Below are 22,985 nucleotides of genomic sequence, written 5' to 3' on the forward strand. Positions count from 1 at the left end.
GTAAATTAGCTTTCGGTTGCCGGTTTTTCCACCTTACCGGCCAGCTGGGCAAGGAAGTCATAGCGTTTTTGTAAATCCGCCGTCGCATCCTTCCACAGCTGTTCCGCGACTTCCGGCTGCTGCGCGTTAAGGCGGCGGAAGCGCTGCTCGTTCAGGAGCGTTTCTGCCAGCGCGTCTGACGGCGGACGGGAGTCCAGCGCCAGCGGAAGTTTACCTTCATCGGCGCGACGTGGGTCAAAGCGATACAGCGGCCAGAATCCGGTCGCGGTCAGCTGACGCATCTGATCGTGGCTCAGCGCCAGATCGTAACCGTGTTCTTCGCAAGGGCTGTAGGCAATAATCAGCGACGGGCCCGGATACGCTTCCGCTTCCTGAATCGCTTTTACCGTCTGGTTCAGCTGCGCGCCAAGGGAAATCTGCGCGACGTAAACGTGGCCGTACATCATCATGCTGACGCCGAGGTCTTTGCGCGCCTTGCGCTTACCGTGTTCGCCAAACTTGGTGACCGCCCCCAGCGGGGTGGCTTTTGATGCCTGGCCGCCGGTGTTGGAATAGCATTGGGTATCGAGCACCAGAATATTGACGTTTTCGGTCAGGCTCAGCACGTGGTCAAGACCGCCGAAGCCGATATCGTAGGCCCAGCCATCGCCACCGATTAGCCAGATCGATTTCTCGACCAGCGCGTCGGCGTCGGTTAGCAGCTCTTTCGCGTCGGCTTCATTTGCCAGAACCTTACGCAGCTCGGCCACCTGTTCGCGGCGTACTTCAGGCGTTGCTTCCGCGTGCAGCGCGTCGTTAAGCGCGGGCGGAAGTTTATCGGCGAACTGCGACAGCAGACGCATTACGCGCTGACGGTGCTGATCGACGGTGAGGCGGAAACCGAGACCAAACTCGGCGTTATCCTCGAACAGCGAGTTAGCCCACGCCGGCCCGCGGCCGTTGGCATCGGTGGTGTAGGGCGTGGAAGGCAGGTTGCCGCCGTAAATCGATGAACAACCGGTGGCGTTGGCAATCAGCATCCGGTCGCCGTAGAGCTGAGTCAGCAGCTTGATATACGGCGTTTCGCCGCAGCCGGAGCAGGCGCCGGAGTATTCGAACAGCGGGCTGATCAGCTGCGAGGTGCGGATATCGATACGCTCCAGCTTGCTGCGGTCCATTTCCGGCAGATTGAGGAAGTAGTCATAATTCACTTTCTCTTCTTCAACATGTTCAAGGCGCGACATCATATTGATGGCCTTGATTTCCGGGTTCTGCCTGTCTTTGGCCGGACAAACCTCGACGCAGAGATTACAGCCGGTGCAATCTTCAGGCGCGACCTGCAGAACGTACTTCTGGCCGCGCATATCGCGGGATTTAACGTCCAGAGAATGCAGGCTGGCCGGGGCATTTTCCATCGCGTCCGGGGAGACCACTTTCGCGCGGATTGCCGAGTGCGGGCAGGCGGCCACGCAGTGGTTACACTGGGTGCAAAGTTCTTCCTTCCAGATAGGGATCTCTTCGGCGATATTGCGTTTTTCCCAGCGGGTGGTGCCCATCGGCCAGGTACCGTCCGGCGGCAGGGCGGAGACCGGAAGCGCATCGCCGAGCCCGGCCAGCATGGCGGCGGTCACGGTTTTGACGAAATCCGGCGCGGCGTCGGAGACGACCGGCGGGCGGTTCGGGCTGTTGGCGTCGACCTGCTGCAGCGGCACTTCCGCCAGCGACTCGCGGGCCAGGGCCAGCGCCTGCCAGTTGCGTTCGACCAGCTCCTGACCTTTGCTGCTGTAGCTTTTAGCAATCGCCCCCTGCAGCTCCGACAGCGCGCTATCGCCCGGCAGGATCTGCGTCAGATGGAAAAAGGCCATCTGCATGACGGTGTTGATACGCGCTCCAAGGCTACACTCGCGGGCGATTTTTGCCGCGTTAACGATATAAAACCGCGCTTTTTTCTGATTCAGCGTAGCCTGGACTTCCTGCGGCAGACGCGACCAGACCTCTTCGGCGCCGTAAGGCGTGTTGAGCAGGAAAATACCGCCGGGCTTCAGGCGTTCAACCATCTGATACTTGTCGATAAACTGCAGCTGGTGGCAGCCGACGAAATCCGCCTGTGAAATCAGATAGGAAGAACGAATCGGCTTCTCGCTAACGCGCAGATGGGAAACCGTCAGGCCGCCGGCCTTTTTCGAATCATAGACGAAATAGCCCTGCGAGAACCACGGCGTCGAGTTACCGATAATCTTGATATTGTTTTTGGTGGCCGAGACGCTACCGTCGCTGCCGAGCCCGTAAAACAGGGCTTCCAGCTTCGCCTCCGACGGCAGCGTGTTTTCTACCAGCGGCAGCGAAAGATTGGTGACGTCATCGTAGATGCCGACGGTAAAGCGCGGCTTGGGTTTAGCGGCGCTCAGTTCGTTGAATATCGCCAGGACGCACTCCGGCCCGAACTCTTTTGAAGAGAGACCGTAGCGGCCGCCAATGGTACGCGGCAGGGTTTCTCGCTCGCCGCGGTTGAAGGCTTCCGCCAGCGCGGTCATCACGTCGAGATACAGCGGCTCAGCCTGGGCGCCCGGTTCCTTGGTGCGGTCAAGCACCGCTACGGCGCGGGCGCTTACCGGCAGCGCTTCCAGCAGGTGGGCTGCGGAGAAGGGGCGGTAAAGACGAACTTTCAGTACACCGACTTTTTCACCGCGGCTCAGCAGTTCATCAACCACTTCCTCACAGGTGCCGATTGCGGAGCCCATAATCACGATAACGCGCTCGGCTTGTGGATGGCCGTAGAACTCAAACGGTTTGTACTGACGCCCGGTGGCGGCGGCAAAATCGTTCATCGCCGTTTCAACGTGCGCGTAAACCGCGTCGTACCACGGGTTAGTTGCTTCACGTGACTGGAAGTAGGTATCCGGATTCGCTGAGGTGCCGCGGATTACCGGATGTTCGGGGTTCAGGGCGCGCTGGCGATGTTCATCGATTTTATCCTGCGGCAGCAGGCTGAGAAGGGTATCGTCCGCCAGCGGGGCGATTTTGTTGATTTCGTGCGAGGTGCGGAAACCATCAAAGAAATGAATAAATGGCACCCGGCTTTGCAGCGTGGCGATATGCGAAATCAGCGCAAAGTCCTGGGCTTCCTGGACGCTGCTGGCGCAGAGCATCGCGCAGCCGGTCTGACGCACGGCCATGACGTCCGAGTGATCGCCGAATATGGAGAGCGCGTGGGTTGCCACGGTGCGGGCGGCGACGTGCAGAACAAACGGCATCAGCTGGCCGGCCAGTTTGTACAGCGTCGGGATCATCAGCAGTAAACCCTGCGATGAAGTAAAAGAGGTCGAGAGGGCGCCGGTTTGCAGCGCGCCGTGTACGGTGCCGATTGCCCCGGCTTCCGACTGCATTTCGACGACGCGGGGGACATCGCCCCAGACGTTTTTCAGCCCGTTGCCCGCCCAGGCGTCCGCCTGCTCCGCCATCGTGGAGCTGGGCGTGATCGGGTAGATGGCGATAACTTCACTGGTGCGAAACGCGACTGAAGCAACCGCGCCATTACCGTCGATAGTGATCATATCAATACTCACATTGCTAAATTTTTGATAAAAAAAGTTTTTATGCCCATTGATACACGCTGAGCACTCGCTGAGCTCTTCTGCGAAACCGCTATCGGCGCGATTCCACCGGTAGCGGATAAGTTCGTATCTCACCTGCCTGGTAACGGGGTTGCGTTACCTGCATCGCTACGGGCAGGGTGACCGGGTTTGTGAATCACTGTTTAAGTATAGACCCCAGAGGAACATGATTTTTTGATCTCCAGTAGCGACAAAATCCATAGTTCAGATAAATTAATTCAAGGTATTACATAGGTGCCTACGTATGAACGACACCCTACACCAAAATCAGTGGCGTCATTTTTCCATAAGTAGCAGTGTGGCGAATTTCGCCAGTCAAAGCCTCCTGACCGACAACACTGTCTTAATTACCTGTAGGTAATTTATTCGAGTTTTGCTATATTTTAGATACCTGATGGTAAATGGCGTTAGAATCATTGCGATGGATAAATACGAAATCAGACGACAGCGCTTGCTCTATATCCGTGATAATTTATGCGGCGGTAAGGCTGTTGATGTGGCCCGAACCCTTGGACGGGAGCCTTCTTACGTCTCAAGGATGCTCTACCCCGAAGGCAAAAAGCAAAAGAAAAGGATAGCTGACGAGATGGTCGAACTTATTGAATCTTCGTTCAATCTGCCCCGTGGATGGATGGACGGTATCACCGGTAATATTGATATCGAGCGAGAACCGGTAGAGGATTCGCCGCAGATGCCATATGTCATTGAGGTTCTGGATGCCCAGGCCAGCGCAGGGCCGGGCTGCATTGTCTCCAGTGAGGTTGATGAAACGGTGAATAGCATCACCTATGACTCTGCCGGCGCGCTGCGGCTTTTTGGTAACCGGCCCGCAGAGCATATCAAGGTGATCACGGTCTCCGGCGATAGCATGTCCGGCACCATTGAGACCGGTGACTACATTTTTGTCGATGTCTCGAAAGACTACTTTGAAGGTGACGGCATTTATGTCTTTTCTTTTAAAGGCGCGGTGCTGGTGAAACGTCTTCAGTTCACGGCGGATGGGCTGCTCGTTCACTCGGATAACAGCAAATATGCGGACTGGACGATTGGCGAAAGCCATGAACAGTATCTGAAGATCATTGGTCGCGTGATTTATAGCCACAGCGTTAAACGCTTTGTTTAAAGGCGTTCATTGCCACGCAGCTTCGCCATCCTGTTTCTGTCATAAACCCTGAGCTCAGCCATAAGCATTACCCGGGTATGCCACCTGTACGCCGGGCATACCTGCGGCTTCTCACCCCCCAATCCTGTGACCCGCTGTTCAACACTACCCGCCTCGGACCTTTTCAGCTGTTTTTACGCGTCAGGCCACTATTTTTTCAAAAATATTTTCAATATTTTCAATTGGTTAATTTGTTTTTTCCATAAAGTATACCTATGGGTATTTATTTTTAAATAACCCTGAGGTATTCTTTTGTCATCAGCTTGATAGACAGCACTATCCGGATGATGAAATACAACGATTCATAACTGAATCTACGTGGCTGAAAAGCCAGCGCCATGGCGCAGTGCGCTTTGGGGTGAAGCCATTGGCAAGGATCCGATTGCCGAAGGCATTCCGCCAAAGCCCATTAAAGGAGACCGCAATGTCCCGTAAAACCGCGTTTAATGGCTCCGCTGCGGGCCGACGTCGCGCGCAGCGCTCCCACTTACAAAATCCGCAAACGCTCAGTTCAGATCTTATCCATCGGCCCACTCCGTCCCGCGCTCAGATTCAGGCAAAAGGGAAGCACCATACGCCTGAACGTATTGAGGACGCATTGCCGATTAAATTTGTGGCACAGGATATTTTTTGGCAGCGCGAGGAATATAAACGGCAAATTGAGCGAGCGACCATCATTTATCAGCAAGAATTTGCACACCAGTATGCGCAGCCAGGAACCTGGCTCTTCCAGAGGGCAATTTATGCGCTTGGTTTGCAAAAAAGAAAGAAAGTAACGGCGAGGTAACGCCTTAGTGCCAGGAAAAATGACCCTGCGCTTCGTTATTTACCATCATAACTCATAGTGAAAGAAGGGAGGGTATATGTCCGATCCTGTTTCCGGTACGTCGATAATTGTTGCTGGTGGATTAATGGGCGCTGGTATGTTTGGCCTGGTGACAGGTATTGATTATGGCGTTGTTTTTGGGGCTTTTGCTGGCGCGGTATTTTATGTTGCGACGGCGGTTAATATCACGCGCTTTAGACTCGTCGCCTATTTTATGACTTCTTTTATTGTCGGCGTTTTGGGTTCCGGGTTAATTGGTACGAAGCTGGCTATCTGGACCGGATACAATGAACGACCTTTAGACGCGTTAGGCGCCGTGCTGATATCCGCGCTGATTATTAAGATACTTACGTTCCTGAATAATCAAGAACTAACCGACCTCTACAAAATACTAACCCGCAACAATAGTGGGCGCCCGAATGGGAAATGAACTTCCCGCGCTGCTTAATGCCGTTCTCTGCGCTTTGATCACCCTAACCTTAATGTTTTATCGGCGCGCCCGGTACAGAAGGTATCGACCATGGATATCGTATACGGCTTATTTACTGGTAATCACCTATGCCAGCATACCGTTTCGTTATCTCTTCGGCTTGTATACGTCGACCCACTGGTTGGTTGTTACCGTGAATTTTTTTGTCTTTATTGCCGTGTTCCTGGTGAGGGGGAATATTGCGCATTTAATCGATAAATGAGGAATAAATGAATAAAGATGAGATTTTTAATGCCATTCTGGAAAAGGAGGGCGGTTATGTAAATCATCCTGATGATAAAGGAGGTCCGACAAACTGGGGGATTACTCAAGTCACCGCACGGGCTCATGGTTATGATGGCGATATGCAAAAACTGACGCGCCAACAGGCGCTGGATATTCTCAACGCTGACTACTGGATTGCGCCCCGGTTCGATCATGTTGCTGAAATATCTACCGCGATCGCTGAAAAACTGTGTGACGCCGGGGTCAATATGGGGCCTGTTCTGCCGGGTAAGTGGCTTCAACGCTGGTTAAATGCTTTTAATCATCGTGGGGTACTTTATCCGGATCTTATAACCGATGGTGTTATTGGCCCCAGGACCTTAAATGCCTTGAGCCATTATGTTATTCGAAGAGGCAGTGAAGGGGAGCTTGTACTGCTACGGGCATTAAACTGTAGCCAGGGGCAGTATTATCTGGAGTTAGCAGAAAAAAGTGAGGCTAATAAATCATTTATATATGGTTGGTTAAGGGCTCGGATAGCTATGTAATTTTCTGTTTTATTAATCTAATTCGTTCAGTAACTGAAATCTGGAGAAAGTGAATATGTATACATCTAATGATTTAACCCTCTCAATGTTTTACTCATCTGCCATTGCTGAGGAAACTGGTAATAAAGTCGCAACGCTCACCGTTCAAACCATGGGGCCATCAGCGGAAATTTTACAAATCAGTAAGTTGCACTGTATTACTGATGAAAATAAAGCGAAACGTTATAGTATTGGCGAGCAGTTTATTGCTAATGGCTCCGACTCTCTTCTCGCCGCTATTGAAACCTGGTGGCGTGATAATTCTGCGGCTCTCATTGAAGAGTTAATGATTGAAGTTATGGATTTTATTTTGAGTAATGTTAACCAAAATGCAACCTGGATCGGCCAGTATGGTATGAAAATTTTTGAAAATGAGCCGGTCGCAAAACGTATCCCTGATAGCGTATTACAGAACGGCAGCCACACAAATTCCTGAAAAGTGATGTGGTGTGAAAGCGTAATCACTATGGCGCAACAATAAGTCATAATTAAACAAGCTATTCGCATTGATAAAATGCATTCAAATATTTAAATATCAATAATGGAGATATTATTATGGGTTTTGCTCTGCCTAATGGCTCAACCGTTTTTGTTGGTTCCGGTCTTGGTTCTCCCGTATCTGTGAGTACGGTTTCCAATGCTGAAGGTGCGGTATTTACCGTTGCTGAAAATCATAACCTTAAGGTTGATGATGTCGTGCTGATTTCTTCGGGTTGGGGTGTAATCGATGGTTTAGTTGCCAGAATCACCGCACAAACAACAAATAGCGTAACCATTTCGGTCATTAACTCCAGCGACCGGAATTTTTTCCCGGCTCATGCCGGTGGCGGGAAATTACAGAAAATCACGGAGTGGACTGAGATTCCACAGATTACGGAAGTCGCGCAGTCGGGTGGTGAACAGCAGTATGCACAGGTACAGTTTCTGGCAGACGATCGCCAGCGTAATATTGCCACCTTTAAGGCGGCTAAAAGCCAAACCTTTACCTTAGCGCATGATGCTTCTTTACCGATCTATAAAGTATTGGGCATGGCGGATCGCTACGGCCAGGTGTTACCGCTACGCATGTTTGTGCCTAATGCGAAGGAGTATCGCTATTGGTCCGGCGTTCCGTCATTTGATCCGCAACCAGTGACCGCGGTGAATAGCGTTGAAACTGTACAAGTCGCGTTTTCCATTCACTCTCGGGATATTACTTTCTATAAATCGGAAGATTAATCGTTCTCCTTATCTGTGGAACATAAATTAAATTCAACTGGGCTCCTGCGGGAGCCTTTTTTAAGGGTATTTATGAGCGCTATTTTCAAATTACAACCTAACCCTGTTTTTAAAGCTGATGTTGCTATTCCTCGTGCCGGTGAAGAAGACGGAGTGCTGAATTTTACGTTTAAGCATCGGCCAATAAAAGAACTGGCAGAGCTAGAAGATATTGACGAAAAAACGGTCTGTGATTTCTTACTGGAGATCGTCGACGGCTGGGCATTATCTGAACCCTGTACGCGAGAAAATATGGGCGTGCTGGTAGATAACTATCCGGGGGCCGTTAAAGCAATAATGGCTACTTATTATCAGGAGCTGACGGGAAATCGCGAAAAAAACTGATTGCGGTTGCCTCTGCATTCTATACGCCTGAACCATCAGCGGATGAGCTAAGCGCATTCGGTCTGACAGCCGAAGACTATGACGATATTGTCATCAACGTCTGGCCCGATATCTGGCCTGCGTTTGTGGTCTTTCGCACGGCCAGCACGCAGTGGCGCACCAGTCCAGGAGGGGTTATCGGTCTGGACTACAGTGTCCTCGCATGGCTCATGAGGGTTTATGATATAGCTGATGAGGTAACCGCAATAAACGATATTCAGGTAATGGAACGGGTGGCCTTGAATATCCTGAATAAACTACAGAACTAGCCTGGGTTTTAGCAGAAGTATGTTCACATTATTAATCAATGTAAACCAGATAAGTAGTTGGTTTATTCTTTCAGGAGATAATCAATGGCGGGTGATACAACAATAACACTGCGCATGAATAACAGTGAACTGGAAAAAAGCAATCAGCTTCTGGATAAATATCAACAGAAAGTAACTGTCGCCAGCCGTAAAAGTGAAGAGTTTAATAAGACTTTTCGTGCTGCAACAGATATCCAGAAAAAGCATACGGATGGCCTGAAAAGGTTAATACAGACGTTACCCCTTCCTCCAGCCAGAATGGGACCCATACTTCAGGATATGGTAAAGAAATCTGAGGATGAGACCTACAATATAACGTCAGGCTCTAAAAGTTACTGGGATTCACTGGCAGGAATAGGTAGCCCTCCAAAAGAAGAACTGGGTAATACGCCAAAAGTTTTTCGCCCAGGCGCAAATATGGAAGAGCGTTCTGACGATGATACGGAAAAAGGGGGGAAGAGCGATTGGCTCGGCGGTTTAATGGCAGGAGCCAAAGAAGCGTGGGATAAATTCCTTAAGGATGGAGAAAACGTTCATGGCAAGCTTAAGGATTTAGCTAAAGACGCCTTCAGCTCAATGGGAAACTCGCTGGTGGAATATATAACCACAGGAAAGGCGAATTTTAGTGATTTCCTGATGACCTTTCTGAAAGGGACGCTGAAGATGCTTAGCCAATTATTGTTGGTAAAAGCCATGCAGGCTTCCTTTAACGCGATGTCGAATTCCGGCATTGGCTGGGTAGCATCCATCGGTAAAGTTTTCACGGGCCACTCCGATGGAGGCTATACCGGAGACGGGGGTAAATATGAGCCGAGAGGGATTGTTCATGGCGGCGAATTTGTTTTTACCAAAGAGGCGACCTCGGCGATAGGGATTGGCAACCTTTACGCCATGATGCGCGGTGCGCAGGGGTATGCGGGCGGCGGCTATGTGGGAACGGCATCAATGCAGGGACTGGGTTCTTCAGGCGCAGGGCCACTGACCATTCAGACCTCAGTACTTATTCAGAATCAGGGCTCAGAACCGCAGGCGGCCGACAATAACGGCGCGTTAAATCGCGCCTGGCAGCAGACGATAGACCGTTCCGTTCGCGCTGGCGTGGCAAATGAATTGAGGCCTGGTGGCCTTATCTGGAATGCAAACCACGCACGTTAATTTTTTGATTCCCGGAGAAGATATGGCAATAGAAACCTTTACCTGGCGAACGCAAATACAAGCGGGTTTGCAGGGGGATTTTAATTTCACCGTTCGCGAGGCTCGTTTTGGCGACGGATATCAGCAGATCGTCGGCGATGGTCTACATTTTGAAAAACAAAGCTGGCCAGTGACCTTGACCGGAGAAAAGGAAGAGATATTAGCCGTGCTTGAATTTATGCGGCGTCATGTAACGAAGTCGTTTATCTGGGATACCCCTGCGGGGGAATCCGGGCTTTATCGTGTTAGCGCCGATTCACTAAAACTTTCGCCATTATCGAGTCAGATAATGACGGTAACCGCCACATTTAACCAGGCATATGCACCATGATTACAGCTGATTATCAAAAACTTGAACCCGGGAGTGAAATACGTTTACTGGAAATTGATGGCAGCGTCTTTGGCATGGATGATGTCTTATATTTCCACGGGCACAGTATCGCCCATAGCGAAGCTGAAATCCAGGCTGCTGGAGGGGACGAAACGCGTTTGCCTGCAAAATCCATTTGGTGGCAGGGCAATGAATATATGCCATGGCCTTGTATTATTGACGGGATTGAATCCTCTACCAGCGGTCGGGACGCGCAACCATCGCTGAAGGTGGCAAATATTGATGCTTCGATTACCGCGCTGTGCTTGTATTACGATGACCTGGTTCAGGCGAAAGTCACCATTCACGATACGCTGGCAAAATATCTCGACGCACATAATTTCCCTGAAGGTAATGCGAGAGCCGACCCCACGCAGGAAAAACGAAAAGTCTTCTTTATTGATGCCAAAAGTGAGGAGACCAATGAAGCGATTGAGTTCACTCTTGCCAGTCCAATGGATTTGCAAGGAATAATGATCCCAACGCGTCAGCTGCATTCTATCTGTACCTGGTGTATCAGGAATAAATACCGCAGCGGCGATGGTTGTGATTATACAGGTCAGCGATATTTTGATAACAATAATACACCTGTTACCGATCCGGCGCTGGATGTTTGTAACGGCACTTTGTCGGCCTGTAAATTACGCTTTGGCGAAGACAATGAGCTGCCTTTTGGTGGTTTTCCCGGCACATCTTTAATTCGGAGCTAACATGCGCCAGAAAGTTATCAGGGCTATTCAGGTGCATGCTCAGGAGCAATATCCTCGAGAATGCTGCGGTGCGATTGCCCAAAGGGGGCGGGTAGAGCGCTATTTCCCCTGTCGTAATATTGCCGATGCCCCACAGGAGCATTTTGTTCTTGCGCCGGAGGATTATGCACGGGTAGAGGATTGGGGCACCGTAACGGGGATCGTCCACAGTCACCCCGACGCGACGACCCAGCCAAGCGAGTTGGATAAGGCTCAGTGTGACGCGATGTTGTTACCCTGGCATATTTTCAGCTGGCCGGAAGGCGATTTTCGTACCATTTATCCGCGAGGAGAATTGCCGCTGCTGGAACGTCCGTTCGTGCTTGGCCATTATGATTGCTGGGGACTGGTAATGAGCTATTTTCGCCAGCAGCATAATGTTGAGTTGACGGATTATCGTGTGGATTATCCGTGGTGGGAAGATGGCTACCCTGATAACTTTTATCATGATTGTTGGTATGAATGTGGCTTTCGCGAGTTTGATGGCCCGCCGCAGCCGGGAGATATGATTATCATGCAGGTACAGGCAAATAAGTGGAATCATGCGGGTATTCTCCTTGAGGGAAATATGCTGCTGCATCACCTGTATGGTCATTTAAGCCAGCGAGTGCCGTATGGGGGATACTGGCAGGAAAGAACGGTGAAAGTTTTGCGCTATCATATTAATGATAATGCGTTGACTAATGAAAAAATCTGAAAGACGTTGGGATTTTAAATCACCCGATATGAAATGCGTTAGCAAGTGAATGTGATTCAACATCAGAGGGCTGGACTTGCTCTCGAGTCAACTCAGCGTACGATATTATCAATGGCGGAATAGATGCTTATGATTTATTCATAATGTCTGCTGCAGATGGAGTATTTATGCAAGAACATATGGTCAGAATAGAGTTGGGCGGTATTCTTGGTAAGAAATTTGGCAAATCTCATTGTCGGATGGTGGCAACGGCATCTGAAGCGATAAGGGCTTTATGTTGTACTATCAATGGATTTGAAAAATTCATGAACAACAGCAAAGCTATGGGATTAACCTATGCTGTTTTTAAAGGAAAGAAAAATATTAGCGAGGATGATATTCCTTTCCCCATCAACGATAAAGTAATACGAATTGTTCCTGTCGTTATTGGTAGTAAAAAAGCTGGCGTGCTACAGACGATATTAGGTGTTGCATTGATCGCGGTCGCTTCAATCGCCACTATGGGCACTGGAGGGATATTCGCCGCGATTGCTGCCGGCTCCGGGTGGGGAAGTGCCGCAATGCTGGGGGCCTCAATGGTACTTGGTGGTGTTCTTCAGATGCTTTCTCCTCAGGTTCCAGGTTTAGCCAGTCAACAATCTCCTGAAAATAAAGCCTCCTACGCATTTGGCGGGGTCACGAACACCACCGCTCAGGGATATCCGGTACCGTTGTTATACGGCAAGCGGCTTATCGGCGGGGCAATTATTTCAGCGGGAATTTATGTAGAAGACCAGCAGTAAAATATCCGGCTTCTCTCATTTCAGACCACCTTTGAGGTGGTTTTTTTATGGACAAAATATCTATGACACAGCATCTCATTAAAGGTTGTAAGGGCGGGAGTTCAAGCCCGCGTACCCCAACGGAACAGCCTGATGATTTACAGTCTGTTGCGAAAGCAAAAATTCTCATTGCGCTGGGCGAGGGTGAATTTGCCGGTGCGCTTACCGCAAAAGATATTTACCTTGATGGTACGCCGCTGGAAAATTCCGACGGCTCGCAAAATTTTAGCGGTGTCGCCTGGGAGTTTCGACCGGGAACTCAGGCACAGAATTACATCCAGGGGATCCCCGGTTCAGAAAATGAAATTAACGTAGGAGTGGAAGTCTCCAGCAAAACGGCCTGGTCCCGCTCTTTTAGTAATACCCAGCTTTCCGCCGTCCGCCTGCGCTTAAAATGGCCATCTTTACTGAAACAGGAAGATAATGGCGATCTGGTAGGGAACGCCGTCAGCTATGCCGTTGATTTGCAAACCGATGGTGGTAGCTGGCAGACGGTGCTGGAGAGTGCGGTAAGCGGAAAGACCACTTCCGGCTATGAACGATGCCACCGCATTGATCTCCCCCGGGCGACGACGGGTTGGGTTTTGCGCCTGCGTAAGGTCACGGAAGACGCAAATACCTCAAAAACTGGCGATGTTATGATGCTGCAAAGTTATGCTGAGGTGCTTGATGCAAAACTACGCTATCCCAACACGGCCCTGCTTTACGTTGAATTTGACTCTCGTCAGTTTAATGGCTCTATTCCAAAAATTGCCTGCAGTCCTCGCGGGCGGGTGATCCGCGTTCCTGATAACTATGACCCGGAGACCCGCCAATATTCAGGCATCTGGACCGGAGCATTCAAATGGGCGTGGACGGATAACCCGGCCTGGATTTTTTACGATCTGATCGTCAGCGATCGTTTTGGCCTGGGGAATCGTCTTACCTCAGAAAATATTGATAAATGGACGTTGTATCAGGTAGCACGATATTGCGATGAACCCGTCCCCGATGGTAAAGGTGGGGAGGGTACCGAGCCGCGCTATTTATGTAACGTCTATGTTCAGGATCGCAACGATGCCTATACGGTGTTACGCGATTTTGCGGCCATTTTCCGTGGCATGACCTGCTGGAGTGGCGATCGGGTGATTGCTCTGGCGGATATGCCTCGTGATATTGATTACACCTATACCAGGGCTAACGTCATCAATGGTCGTTTTCACTATGCCAGCAGCAGTAGCAAAACGCGCTATACCAACGCGCTCGTCTCATGGTCTGATCCAGAGAATGAGTATGCGGATGCGATGGAGCCGGTTTTTGAGCAGCCGCTTGTCGCCCGCTATGGATTTAATCAGCTAGAACTTACGGCGATTGGCTGTACCCGTCAGTCGGAGGCCAACCGTAAAGGGCGTTGGGGAATTCTGACCAACAATAAAGATCGCGTAGTGACTTTTTCAGTCGGACTGGACGGTAATATTCCACAACCCGGCTATATCATTGCGGTGGCGGACGAAATGCTGGCGGGAAAAGTCAACGGTGGCCGTACCCGCGAAGTGGATGGCTGCGTTATTACGCTCGATCGTAAAACGGAAGCGAAAGCCGGGGACCGTCTGTTATTGAACCTGCCATCGGGGGGGACGCAAGGCCGAACCATTGAGAGCGTCGATGGACACGTCGTCACCGTCACCGCTGAATATGCCGAAAGACCAGAACCGGAATGCGTATGGGCCATTGAGTCTGACTCTCTGAGGGTCCAGCAATATCGTGTTGTGGGTGTTAAAGATAATAACGATAGCACCTTTGCAATTTCCGCAGCCGCTCACGATCCGGATAAATACGCCAGGATTGATTCCGGTGCGATTATTGATAGTCGGCCAATCAGCGTTATTCCTCCAGGGAAGCAAAGCGCGCCAGCTAATATCGTTGTTGAGTCTTATTCCGTGGTTAATCAGGGGATTAGCGTTGAAACGCTGCAGGTTCACTGGACGGCAGTACAGAATGCCATTGCTTATGAAGCACAGTGGCGCCGCAATGAAGGCAACTGGATAAACGTGCCCCGGAGTTCCGTTGCCTCGTTTGATGTCAGCGGAATTTATGCCGGCCGATACATCGTAAGGGTGCGCGCTATCAATGCCGCGGAAGTGTCGAGCGGCTGGGCATATTCGCAAGAGAAAACGCTGACCGGCAAAATCGGCCTGCCTTCGGCACCTGTTTCGCTGACCACAACATCCCTTCTGCATGGCGTTCAACTAAACTGGGCGTTCCCGGAGGGAAGTGGCGATACGCAAAAAACCGAGCTGCAGTACAGCCCAAATCCAACCGGCAACGGCGCGATGGCGCTTTCTGACGTAACGTATCCGGGAAACTCGTATCAGCAGATGGGCCTGCAGATTGCGGCGACGTTCTGGTACCGGGCACGCATTGTCGATCGCCTTGGTAACGAAAGTCCGTGGACCGTCTGGGTGCAGGGGATGGCCAGCGACGATATCGGGGAGTATTACGACAAGCTGACCGACGCAATTAAGGACACCGAAGCCTGGCAAGAATCTCAGCGGGATATGGAGGAAACCCACAAAACGCTGACGGAAACCGCTGATGCCATCCGTGAAGAGGTCGAGCAGCAGGTTAACGAAATAAACCAGAGCATTAATGAGACCGCCGGGGGGATCCGTAAGCAGGTTGATGGGCAGATAGCGACGGTCAATAAGTCTATAACAGAGAATATTGACCTCGTTAATCAGACCCTCAATGACACCATCTCGACAGTAAACAAAAGCATCAACGATGCTGTGAGTGATATTAATACTTCCGTCGACCAGCAGATAGCAGATGTCAATAAAGCCCTGACTACGGGGGACTCGGCGTTAAAATCCCAGCTGCAGACGGTTGAAAACGGCCTGAAACAGTCCATTGCTCAGGCAAATACGGGCTGGGATAAAGCGGTAAAACAGGAGACCGCTGACCGCATTGCGGACGTCAACGCGAAAGCGGCGCAGGCGGCAGACCAGCTGCTCAATGAAAAAAATGAGCGGGTGGCCGCCATCGATAATCTGCTGACAATTATTCAGGATGGCGACGAGTCACTGGCCCGTCAGATCGCTGAAATCTCTGCCGGTAGTGGGCAGCAGTTTGATTCGTTCAGTATCTGGTACTTCGATAAAGACAATGAAGGGTGGACCGAGGACGATGCCGGTCAGGTGCCGATGCAAATCACGGACGAAGGCTGGCTGAAATCATCGAACAGCACCGCCTCCTGCCGTTCGCCAAACGGGCAAAAAATCCCGGGTTCCTCCTATCGCACCGTCATGCTGCGTATTAAGCGCGTGGGTAATCCGGCATGGAAAGGGCGGCTTTACTGGATTGGTACAGAGGAAACCGGCTGGAGTGATGCCCGCTCGGTGACTATCGCCGAGCAGGAGTTTGATGGCGAGGGTATCAGCGTGGTGGCCATTTCCGACGTGAACTGGAACGCGTCCGGCACGGTTCGCCGTTTTCGTCTCGATCTGGCCCAGGGGCAGAATGCCGACAACTATTTTCTGATCCACTGGATATCCGTTGGGCGCCCGGCGCCGGCAGCAAGTACGGCGGCCCTGCGTAATGAGGAGATGGCGCGGACGCAAGCGGATGAGGTAGAGGCGCTGAAACGTTCCACGCTGGCGGCTCAGATCAGGGGAACCTCTGACAGTAACAGCCTTGCAGACCTGCGCTCCGGCCTGCTGTATCAGGAGATGAACGCGCGTATCACCGCCGATAAAGCAGAGGTGACGGCCAGAGAATCGCTGCAGGCGCAGTTCAACGACAATAAATCCTCGGTGGCGGAGGAACTGAGCTCCCTGACGACAGCGCAGAGCGCGCAGGCCAGCAAAATTAGCGGTCTGGAAACCAATCTGGGTAAAAAAGCCGACGCAACCGCGCTCCAGACGCTGACGCAAAAGGTCGAACAGCAGGGCACCACGTTAACCAGCCAGGGAAATACGCTGACCTCGCTGTCTAACCGCGTCGGGAAAACGGAATCGGGCGTGGCCGCAAACAGCAATGCCATTACGGGCCTGCAGTCCAGCGTCAGCCAGCAGGATAAAACGCTGACCAGCCAGAGCAGCGCCATCGCAAAGTTGCAGAACGACCTGACCACGACGAATGCCAGCGTCAGTAAAAAGGCTGATGCCAGTGCGGTCACTGCCTTAACCAATCGGGTGACCGGGACGGAAGGAAACCTGGCCACGCAGTCTGGCCAATTGACAATGCTGAAAAACTCCCTGGCTGAGGGGAGCCTGGTCAGCAATGGCGGAATGAATGTTGATTTATCCTTCTGGGAAAACTCCGGTACCGGTTCGGCGTTCACTTATGATTCGGGTGAAAAAGCCCTGAAAACCACGACTGGCTCCATTCGCGTCGCCAACGTCACGCGTATCCCCGTTGAGGCCGGACTGACTCTCACGGTCTCTTTTGAGTACCGGACTTCGGAAACGGTTAACAGCGTATCGTCTGACACCGTCGGTGTGATAGCGGATTTAGGCAATCCGATCGCCTGGTTATCGTCTATATCACCGTGGCTGAGTGGGGTAACGACCAACTGGCAGACGAAAACCGTGGAACTGACCATTCCGGCCAATTTTACCGGGCGTTACGTTTATCTGCGATTTGCCGCCGGGGGCTGGACACCGTCAAACAGTGCACGTCTGTATATCCGTAAAGTCGACGTCTTTTCATCGACCGGGGTGTCAAAGAAAGCGAATGCATCGGCGGTAACAGACCTGACCAGCCGGGTCGACTCGGCGGAAGGGAAACTGGTCAGCCAGAGCCAGGCGATCGCAAAGCTACAGAATGATCTGACAACGACCAACGCCACCGTAAGTAAAAAGGCGGACCAAAGCGCCCTGACGTCACTGACCGGACGAGTGGAGAAGACGGAAAGCGGCCTGACTGCAGCGAATGGTAATATTACTTCCCTGACCAGCGCGATTGGTGCTGCAAAAGCTGCAGGGGATGATTATATTCCTAACCCGGCGCTTGAACCCTCCTACGACCGCATGGGTTATGACGTCGTTTCAGCCACTGCTGCGGGTGTACCTGTAGATTGCCCGTTTGCGTATGTGGTTCGCCTGGCCGGTCGCGACCATGTACCTAAAATCAACAATGTTGCGGTGACTCCGGGTGATGTTTTCGAGATGTCGGCGGTGGTTGCTTGCGGAACCGGACAGGCGGATTTTAATCTCTATATCGCTAATGCCACTTCAGCGACAGGTGGTATCAAAGCGAGACTTTCCGGCGGGAATACCAAAGTCACCGCAGCGTGGAAACGCGTGACATGGCGCTTTACGGTGCCGGCCGATACGAATTTTATGCGTCCCTTCCTGCAGGTTAATCAGAGTTCACCCTTTGGTACGGTCTGGTATGCGGCAGACTGGCATCTGCGCAACGTTACTGCAGCGCAGAGTGCACAGAAAACCGCTGATGCAACAGCAAAAGCGGTGGACTCCCTGACGACAACAGTCTCTGTGCAGGGCGATACGCTGAGCAGCATCGGTAGCCAGACCACGGCGCTGGAAAACGGTCTGTCAACGACGAATGCCAGCGTCAGTAAAAAAGCGGATGCGAGCGCGCTGCAATTGTTGCAGAACACAGTCACCGAACAGGGCAAGACGCTGACCAGCCAGGGCAGCAGTCTGACGAAGCTGGATAACAGCCTGAAGGAAACTGTCGCGGCTGTTGATGCCACAAAAGCTGATGCCGATGCTTCCCGGGCGATAGTCGGAAATCTGTTAACGAATCCGTCTTTTGAACGAGGTAAAGATGGTTACAGCGGCTGGCAATCAGCGACGTCAATACTCACAGCTTCTTCGCCGCATAGTGGCACCCAAATTCTTAAAGTGGTTCCAGGCAGCAGTGTCGTCTCGTTGCTTCAGAAGATTTCGTTTACCAAAGATCGCACCTACAAAATAGGTATCTTCACGCGTGTTTCAGGTGGAACAACAATGCCGTCAGGCACCGCTGGCAATAATAAGCTGCGTATTGGCGATTCTGACGGGCCACTGAAGGAGGTTCAGTTTAACCCCGCGACGCTGCCCACGAGTTCTGTCTGGCAGGAAATTTCGGGCACATGGAAAGCCACGAAAACCGCAGTCCTTGACGTCTCGCTCATGGTGCTGCTGGCGACGGGAGAGCAGTATTTTGATGATTTCTATCTGGTAGACGTGACTGATGAAACCAATATTGCGGTCAGCGCCACCGCCATCAGCAATCTGACAAACCGGGCCAGTAGCGCTGAAGGAAAGCTTGAGAGCCAGAGTCAGTCCATCACAAAACTGCAAAACGGACTTGCCACTGCCGACCAGAATATCGCGAAAAAAGCCGATGCTTCAGCCGTCGCTTCGTTAGGCAACCGGGTTACTGAAGCTGAAGAGAAGCTGACGAGTCAAAGTGACAGTATTACCCAGCTAGAAGCTTCACTCGATAGCGCTCGCGATACCGGTGAGAATCTGGTTGAAAACTATGATTTCAGAAACCAATTAAATGCGTGGAATCTGCAGAATGCCGGGCGCATTGTGTGGGGAGCATCAAACGGGGAGGGTGCTCCCGGTGTGATAATCACGCATACGGGTGACGCAAGTAATCCTGGATTAATGTCGAATAACGCTAAATGGTTCCCGGTAAGTTCATCACGCCGGTTCCGTTTTAAGGTACGTGCAAAATTAATCTCAGGTTCAGGTGGGATTTTATGCCGCATCTTTAATTCGAAGACCGCTGGTACTTACACCCAGACGCAGGCTGTTGTAACCAGAAAAGATGGTTTTGAAACGCTGACGGTAGATATACCCGCGTTGCCGGCCACCACCACAGACGCAAGGATTGCTTTTTATGTATATCCGTCCGCGACAGTTGTTGCCGTCGACAGCATTGCCGTTTATGACGTTACCGATGAAACCGTGGGTTCGGCCAATGCCAGCGCAATCAGTGATTTGACAACACGGGTGACCAGTGCTGAGGCGGGAATGACCTCTCAGGGAGCGGCTATTACAAAGCTGCAGAATGATCTGTCAACCACCAATGCGAATGTTAATAAGAAGGCTGATGCTACTGCATTAAACGCGTTATCTAATCGTGTAACGCAGACTGAAAAGGATATCAACAGCCAGGCTGACAGCATTACCAGCCTGAACAGCACGCTGAATATTAACGCCCGCAAAGGCTCAAACCCGTGGCTGGACGGAACGTTTGAAACTTATGACGTTAATCAGAACCTGGGTGGGTCTGCGCGAGTTATTAGCGGAGTCAGCTACTCGGGCGGCAAATGCATGCGCGTGACGCGTGCACCGAACACTACCGGTAACAGCGACGACCTAATCGGTTCACGCCTTGCCATTCGCGACGCGGCAGTATTCAGGGTTGAGTTCTGGGCGATGATGCCATCCGGTGAAACCCCCTCAGGCGGCTGGGTCACCGTGGTCGGCCTCAACGTGCAAAATGATGCGGGCGCAAACTCATGGCTGGGAGCTGCTAATGTCAGCGAAACAGCGCTGGCCGGTCGTGACAAATGGGTTAAATTTTCCGGGTATGCAAAAGCCACCGCGAAAGGTGCAACCCGTGCCGTTGTTTGGATCTCTACGCGCGGGGCGAACGGCAGCAACACGCCGGGTTATAATCTGTTTATCGACGACATGGTTATTACAGATGTAACCGACGCTTACAATGCGCAGAGCACGGCAGACGCGACCGCCTCAGCTGTTGATTCCCTGACGACACAAGTCTCTCAGCAGGGTGATATCCTGACGAGTGTCGGAAGCCGGACCACCATGCTGGAAAACGGGCTGAATACGACAAACGGCAACGTCAACAAAAAAGCCGATGCTACCGCTCTGCAGACGCTCCAGAATACCGTGACGGAACAGGGCAAAACGATGGCCAGTCAGGGTAGCAGCCTGACGCAGTTGAATAACTCCCTGAATGATGCCACGGCCAGCCTGGCTGCTGATGGTAAAATTCCCGGCAACCTGATTTCCAACGGTTCATTTGAACGCGGCCAGGAGGCTTTCACAGGATGGGGAAGCGTCGGGTCCGTTATCAGTGCACAATCGCCCAACTACGGCAGCAAAATAGCGATGTGTGGTGTGGGCCTGGCCGGGATCTCTCAGAAAGTACCGGTCGTCAAAGGCAACACATATAAAATCGGTGTGTTTGCCCGTGCGCAGGGCGGTTCGGTCATGAGTGACCAGGGTAATAACAAACTGCGTATTGGTCAGTCGTCCCTGTTGTACGATCGCCAGTTCAACACCGCGAACCTTCCAACCAGTTCATCATGGATTGAATTGACCGGAACATGGAAGGCGACGGTAGACGGGATGGTCGATGTGGCGATCTACTCCTCCCTGAAGTCTGGCGCGCAGTATTTTGACGACTTCTATTTTGTTGATGTTACAGATGAAGTAAATATCGCAGCCAATGCCGGGGCCATCAGTAGCCTGACCACGCGTGTGACGAGCGCTGAAGGGAAGCTGACTAGCCAGGGTAGCAGTATCACGGAGTTGACGAACGACCTGACTACCACCATTAACAACGTTAATCACAAAGCGGATGCCGCCGCGTTGGCTGCTCTGACCAACCGGGTGACGAGTGCTGAAGGAAAGCTGGAGAGCCAGAGCAGCAGCGTCACGTCGCTGAATAACAGTATTGCGGCCACTCAGTCGGATGCCGACGCAGCAAAAGCGATTCCGGGAAATATGCTGGCGAATAACTCATTCGAGCGCAGTTTTGACGGATGGGTGAACTCAGGCTGGAGCATACTGGCGGCGCAGAACCCTAAGTCCGGAAAGTACATTATCCAGGCGACAAAGACATCCAGCGGCTCTACGGCCTGCGATCAGAACGTAAACCTGATTGCGGGGCATACATACCGCATTGGCGCGTGGGTGCGCAAGTCGGGTGACTTTGCGGTCAGCAATGCCAGTAATACTAAAATCAGCATCCGTAATAGCTCAGGGCCGCTGAAAGATATTCCGATAACAACCAGCATCGGAACCGGCTGGACGGAGATCTTTGGGGACTATAAACCGTCCTCCGATGCTGCACTGACTATTTCCCTGCGTTCCAGCCTGTCGGCCGGTTATCTGTATGCAGATGATGTATTTTGCATTGATGTCAGCGATCAAGTGGCAAATACAGCGAACGCTTCGGCACTTACTGCCCTGAATACACAGGTCAAAATTGACGGAGGAAATATTGAGGCTAATACCCGGGAGCTTAAAAGCCTGAAAGCTGATTTAGGGACCAAAGCGACGGCCAGTGCAGTGAGCGATCTGAACGCCAATGTGCAGGAAATCGACGGTACATTAAAGGCTAGCGTAGAGAAGGTAGATGGCCTGGATATAACGGTCGGAGAACTGAAGGGTAAAGTTAAGACCCAGGGAGAGACGATAGCGGATTCGGAAGGCAAAATTAACTCGATGTACTCAATTAAAGTTGAGACAAAAGGTGATAAGAGAGTTGGCGCAGGGATGGTATTAGCCAGTGATGGTTCGACAAGTGACATCATTTTTAATGCTGATCGTTTCTCTATTTTTAATGCCATCAGCAAAACCGCCGTGCCGGTGATGATTGCGGAAGGTAACGAGTTGTATATTGATTCGGCGCGAATTAAAAACGGCACGATTGATATTGCCAAAATCACAGATCGACTTTCCTCTACTAATTATGTGGCCGGATGGAGAGGCTGGAGTATTACCAAGAGCGGAAGTAGTGAATTCAATAACGTTGTTGTTCGCGGTGAAATACAGGCTGATACAGGTACTTTAAATAATGTAGTTATTAATGAGAGTTGTAATATCCTGGGCACCGTAAGGGCTAATAAGATTATTGGAGACGTCGGCTCGTGGGCAATCAATATTGCTCAGCACCGCTCCCGTCGAATTGCGAAAGCACAATGGGCCTGGTTCGATTTGCTTGCTGTTGATCGCCAGCCGTTCGAGCAACGAGTGCAGCTTTTAGGCGCGCTTCGCCAGGACGACTCAATTAATATTACGGGTGGAGGTAAATTAACGGCAGGTATGGAGTACAAGAGTTATGAAGGTGGCTCGTTGAGTATGGGTAAACTAGGGTACTGTATTCTCATGCTGGGTACCGGTGATACTTCAGGTGGTGGTCCCATGACCTGTGCGCTCTCTATTGATGGCGTTTTATATAAGCAGGAAAATGGGAGTATGGAAATTCAGTCAATGGACTTCATCGTTCCGCCAGGTACCGGCCAGACTGTTGTGCGTTATGGGTACTATCTGGACAGAAACGGTGGTATGACGGGCGTAATCTTGTCACGTTTTCACGCGTTTGTTATGCGTAATTCAAATATTATTCGAGGCGTTTCAAGTGATTAA

Annotated in this window: 16 protein-coding genes; 15 read left to right on the forward strand and 1 reads right to left on the reverse strand. The window is 51.4% G+C overall.

Going from position 1 to position 22,985, the window contains the following annotated elements; translation table 11 throughout:
- Window positions 1-5: 5 nt before the first annotated feature.
- Complete coding sequence (gene nifJ, locus ABLU88_RS01740) at window positions 6-3,533, reverse strand: pyruvate:ferredoxin (flavodoxin) oxidoreductase (RefSeq protein WP_064406366.1); 3,528 nt, start codon at window positions 3,531-3,533, stop codon at window positions 6-8.
- A 646-nt stretch (window positions 3,534-4,179) separates the two neighbouring features.
- Here nifJ and ABLU88_RS01745 point away from each other — a divergent pair.
- The 15 genes from ABLU88_RS01745 (at window position 4,180) to ABLU88_RS01815 (ending at window position 22,985) form a co-directional block, all read left to right on the forward strand.
- Window positions 4,180-4,716: a S24 family peptidase gene (locus tag ABLU88_RS01745; RefSeq protein WP_009653037.1), complete on the forward strand. Its 537-nt coding sequence runs from the start codon at window positions 4,180-4,182 to the stop codon at window positions 4,714-4,716.
- Window positions 4,717-5,179: 463 nt separating this feature from the next.
- Window positions 5,180-5,542, forward strand: coding sequence for a hypothetical protein (locus ABLU88_RS01750; RefSeq protein WP_014229124.1), 363 nt, complete (start codon window positions 5,180-5,182; stop codon window positions 5,540-5,542).
- A 76-nt stretch (window positions 5,543-5,618) separates the two neighbouring features.
- Complete coding sequence (locus ABLU88_RS01755; RefSeq protein ID WP_025107970.1) at window positions 5,619-6,011, forward strand: phage holin family protein; 393 nt, start codon at window positions 5,619-5,621, stop codon at window positions 6,009-6,011.
- Window positions 6,001-6,273, forward strand: coding sequence for a phage holin family protein (locus ABLU88_RS01760; RefSeq protein WP_032749344.1), 273 nt, complete (start codon window positions 6,001-6,003; stop codon window positions 6,271-6,273). The genes ABLU88_RS01755 and ABLU88_RS01760 overlap by 11 nt, the downstream gene beginning before the upstream one ends.
- Window positions 6,274-6,280: 7 nt before the next feature.
- Window positions 6,281-6,823 carry a glycosyl hydrolase 108 family protein gene (locus ABLU88_RS01765; protein ID WP_004850338.1) on the forward strand — a complete coding sequence of 181 codons (543 nt, stop codon included), beginning with the start codon at window positions 6,281-6,283 and terminating at the stop codon, window positions 6,821-6,823.
- Between the two features lie 55 nt (window positions 6,824-6,878).
- Entirely contained in the window at window positions 6,879-7,298 is a 420-nt protein-coding gene (locus ABLU88_RS01770; RefSeq protein ID WP_004850340.1) for a hypothetical protein, read from the forward strand.
- A gap of 119 nt (window positions 7,299-7,417) precedes the next feature.
- Window positions 7,418-8,080, forward strand: coding sequence for a phage tail protein (locus ABLU88_RS01775; protein WP_348836123.1), 663 nt, complete (start codon window positions 7,418-7,420; stop codon window positions 8,078-8,080).
- Window positions 8,081-8,152: 72 nt separating this feature from the next.
- Window positions 8,153-8,464, forward strand: a complete 312-nt coding sequence (locus tag ABLU88_RS01780) for a phage tail assembly chaperone (protein ID WP_004850345.1) — start codon at window positions 8,153-8,155, stop codon at window positions 8,462-8,464.
- Window positions 8,465-8,526: 62 nt separating this feature from the next.
- Entirely contained in the window at window positions 8,527-8,772 is a 246-nt protein-coding gene (locus ABLU88_RS01785; RefSeq protein WP_048263674.1) for a DUF1799 domain-containing protein, read from the forward strand.
- Window positions 8,773-8,856: 84 nt separating this feature from the next.
- The gene (locus ABLU88_RS01790; RefSeq protein WP_064358487.1) at window positions 8,857-9,966 is read left to right on the forward strand and encodes a phage tail tape measure protein; all 1,110 of its coding nucleotides are present in this window, start codon (window positions 8,857-8,859) and stop codon (window positions 9,964-9,966) included.
- A gap of 22 nt (window positions 9,967-9,988) precedes the next feature.
- Window positions 9,989-10,336: a phage tail protein gene (locus ABLU88_RS01795; protein WP_025107966.1), complete on the forward strand. Its 348-nt coding sequence runs from the start codon at window positions 9,989-9,991 to the stop codon at window positions 10,334-10,336.
- Window positions 10,333-11,085, forward strand: a complete 753-nt coding sequence (locus tag ABLU88_RS01800; RefSeq protein WP_348836124.1) for a phage minor tail protein L — start codon at window positions 10,333-10,335, stop codon at window positions 11,083-11,085. The genes ABLU88_RS01795 and ABLU88_RS01800 overlap by 4 nt, the downstream gene beginning before the upstream one ends.
- Window position 11,086: 1 nt before the next feature.
- Window positions 11,087-11,821, forward strand: a complete 735-nt coding sequence (locus ABLU88_RS01805) for a C40 family peptidase (RefSeq protein WP_004850353.1) — start codon at window positions 11,087-11,089, stop codon at window positions 11,819-11,821.
- 167 nt (window positions 11,822-11,988) lie between these two features.
- Entirely contained in the window at window positions 11,989-12,603 is a 615-nt protein-coding gene (locus ABLU88_RS01810; protein ID WP_004850357.1) for a tail assembly protein, read from the forward strand.
- Between the two features lie 47 nt (window positions 12,604-12,650).
- Window positions 12,651-22,985: a carbohydrate binding domain-containing protein gene (locus ABLU88_RS01815; RefSeq protein ID WP_348836125.1), complete on the forward strand. Its 10,335-nt coding sequence runs from the start codon at window positions 12,651-12,653 to the stop codon at window positions 22,983-22,985.

Source organism: Klebsiella sp. GW_Kp182 (genome assembly GCF_040062275.1).
In the GTDB taxonomy this organism is placed as follows: domain Bacteria; phylum Pseudomonadota; class Gammaproteobacteria; order Enterobacterales; family Enterobacteriaceae; genus Klebsiella; species Klebsiella michiganensis.

Excerpts from the sequence above, each read along its gene's own strand:
- nifJ (WP_064406366.1), bottom strand. The coding sequence starts at position 3,533 with ATGATCACTATCGACGGTAATGGCGCGGTTGCTTCAGTCGCGTTTCGC.
- ABLU88_RS01745 (WP_009653037.1), top strand. The coding sequence starts at position 4,180 with ATGGTCGAACTTATTGAATCTTCGTTCAATCTGCCCCGTGGATGGATG.
- ABLU88_RS01750 (WP_014229124.1), top strand. The coding sequence starts at position 5,180 with ATGTCCCGTAAAACCGCGTTTAATGGCTCCGCTGCGGGCCGACGTCGC.
- ABLU88_RS01755 (WP_025107970.1), top strand. The coding sequence starts at position 5,619 with ATGTCCGATCCTGTTTCCGGTACGTCGATAATTGTTGCTGGTGGATTA.
- ABLU88_RS01760 (WP_032749344.1), top strand. The coding sequence starts at position 6,001 with ATGGGAAATGAACTTCCCGCGCTGCTTAATGCCGTTCTCTGCGCTTTG.
- ABLU88_RS01765 (WP_004850338.1), top strand. The coding sequence starts at position 6,281 with ATGAATAAAGATGAGATTTTTAATGCCATTCTGGAAAAGGAGGGCGGT.
- ABLU88_RS01770 (WP_004850340.1), top strand. The coding sequence starts at position 6,879 with ATGTATACATCTAATGATTTAACCCTCTCAATGTTTTACTCATCTGCC.
- ABLU88_RS01775 (WP_348836123.1), top strand. The coding sequence starts at position 7,418 with ATGGGTTTTGCTCTGCCTAATGGCTCAACCGTTTTTGTTGGTTCCGGT.
- ABLU88_RS01780 (WP_004850345.1), top strand. The coding sequence starts at position 8,153 with ATGAGCGCTATTTTCAAATTACAACCTAACCCTGTTTTTAAAGCTGAT.
- ABLU88_RS01790 (WP_064358487.1), top strand. The coding sequence starts at position 8,857 with ATGGCGGGTGATACAACAATAACACTGCGCATGAATAACAGTGAACTG.
- ABLU88_RS01795 (WP_025107966.1), top strand. The coding sequence starts at position 9,989 with ATGGCAATAGAAACCTTTACCTGGCGAACGCAAATACAAGCGGGTTTG.
- ABLU88_RS01800 (WP_348836124.1), top strand. The coding sequence starts at position 10,333 with ATGATTACAGCTGATTATCAAAAACTTGAACCCGGGAGTGAAATACGT.
- ABLU88_RS01805 (WP_004850353.1), top strand. The coding sequence starts at position 11,087 with ATGCGCCAGAAAGTTATCAGGGCTATTCAGGTGCATGCTCAGGAGCAA.
- ABLU88_RS01810 (WP_004850357.1), top strand. The coding sequence starts at position 11,989 with ATGCAAGAACATATGGTCAGAATAGAGTTGGGCGGTATTCTTGGTAAG.
- ABLU88_RS01815 (WP_348836125.1), top strand. The coding sequence starts at position 12,651 with ATGGACAAAATATCTATGACACAGCATCTCATTAAAGGTTGTAAGGGC.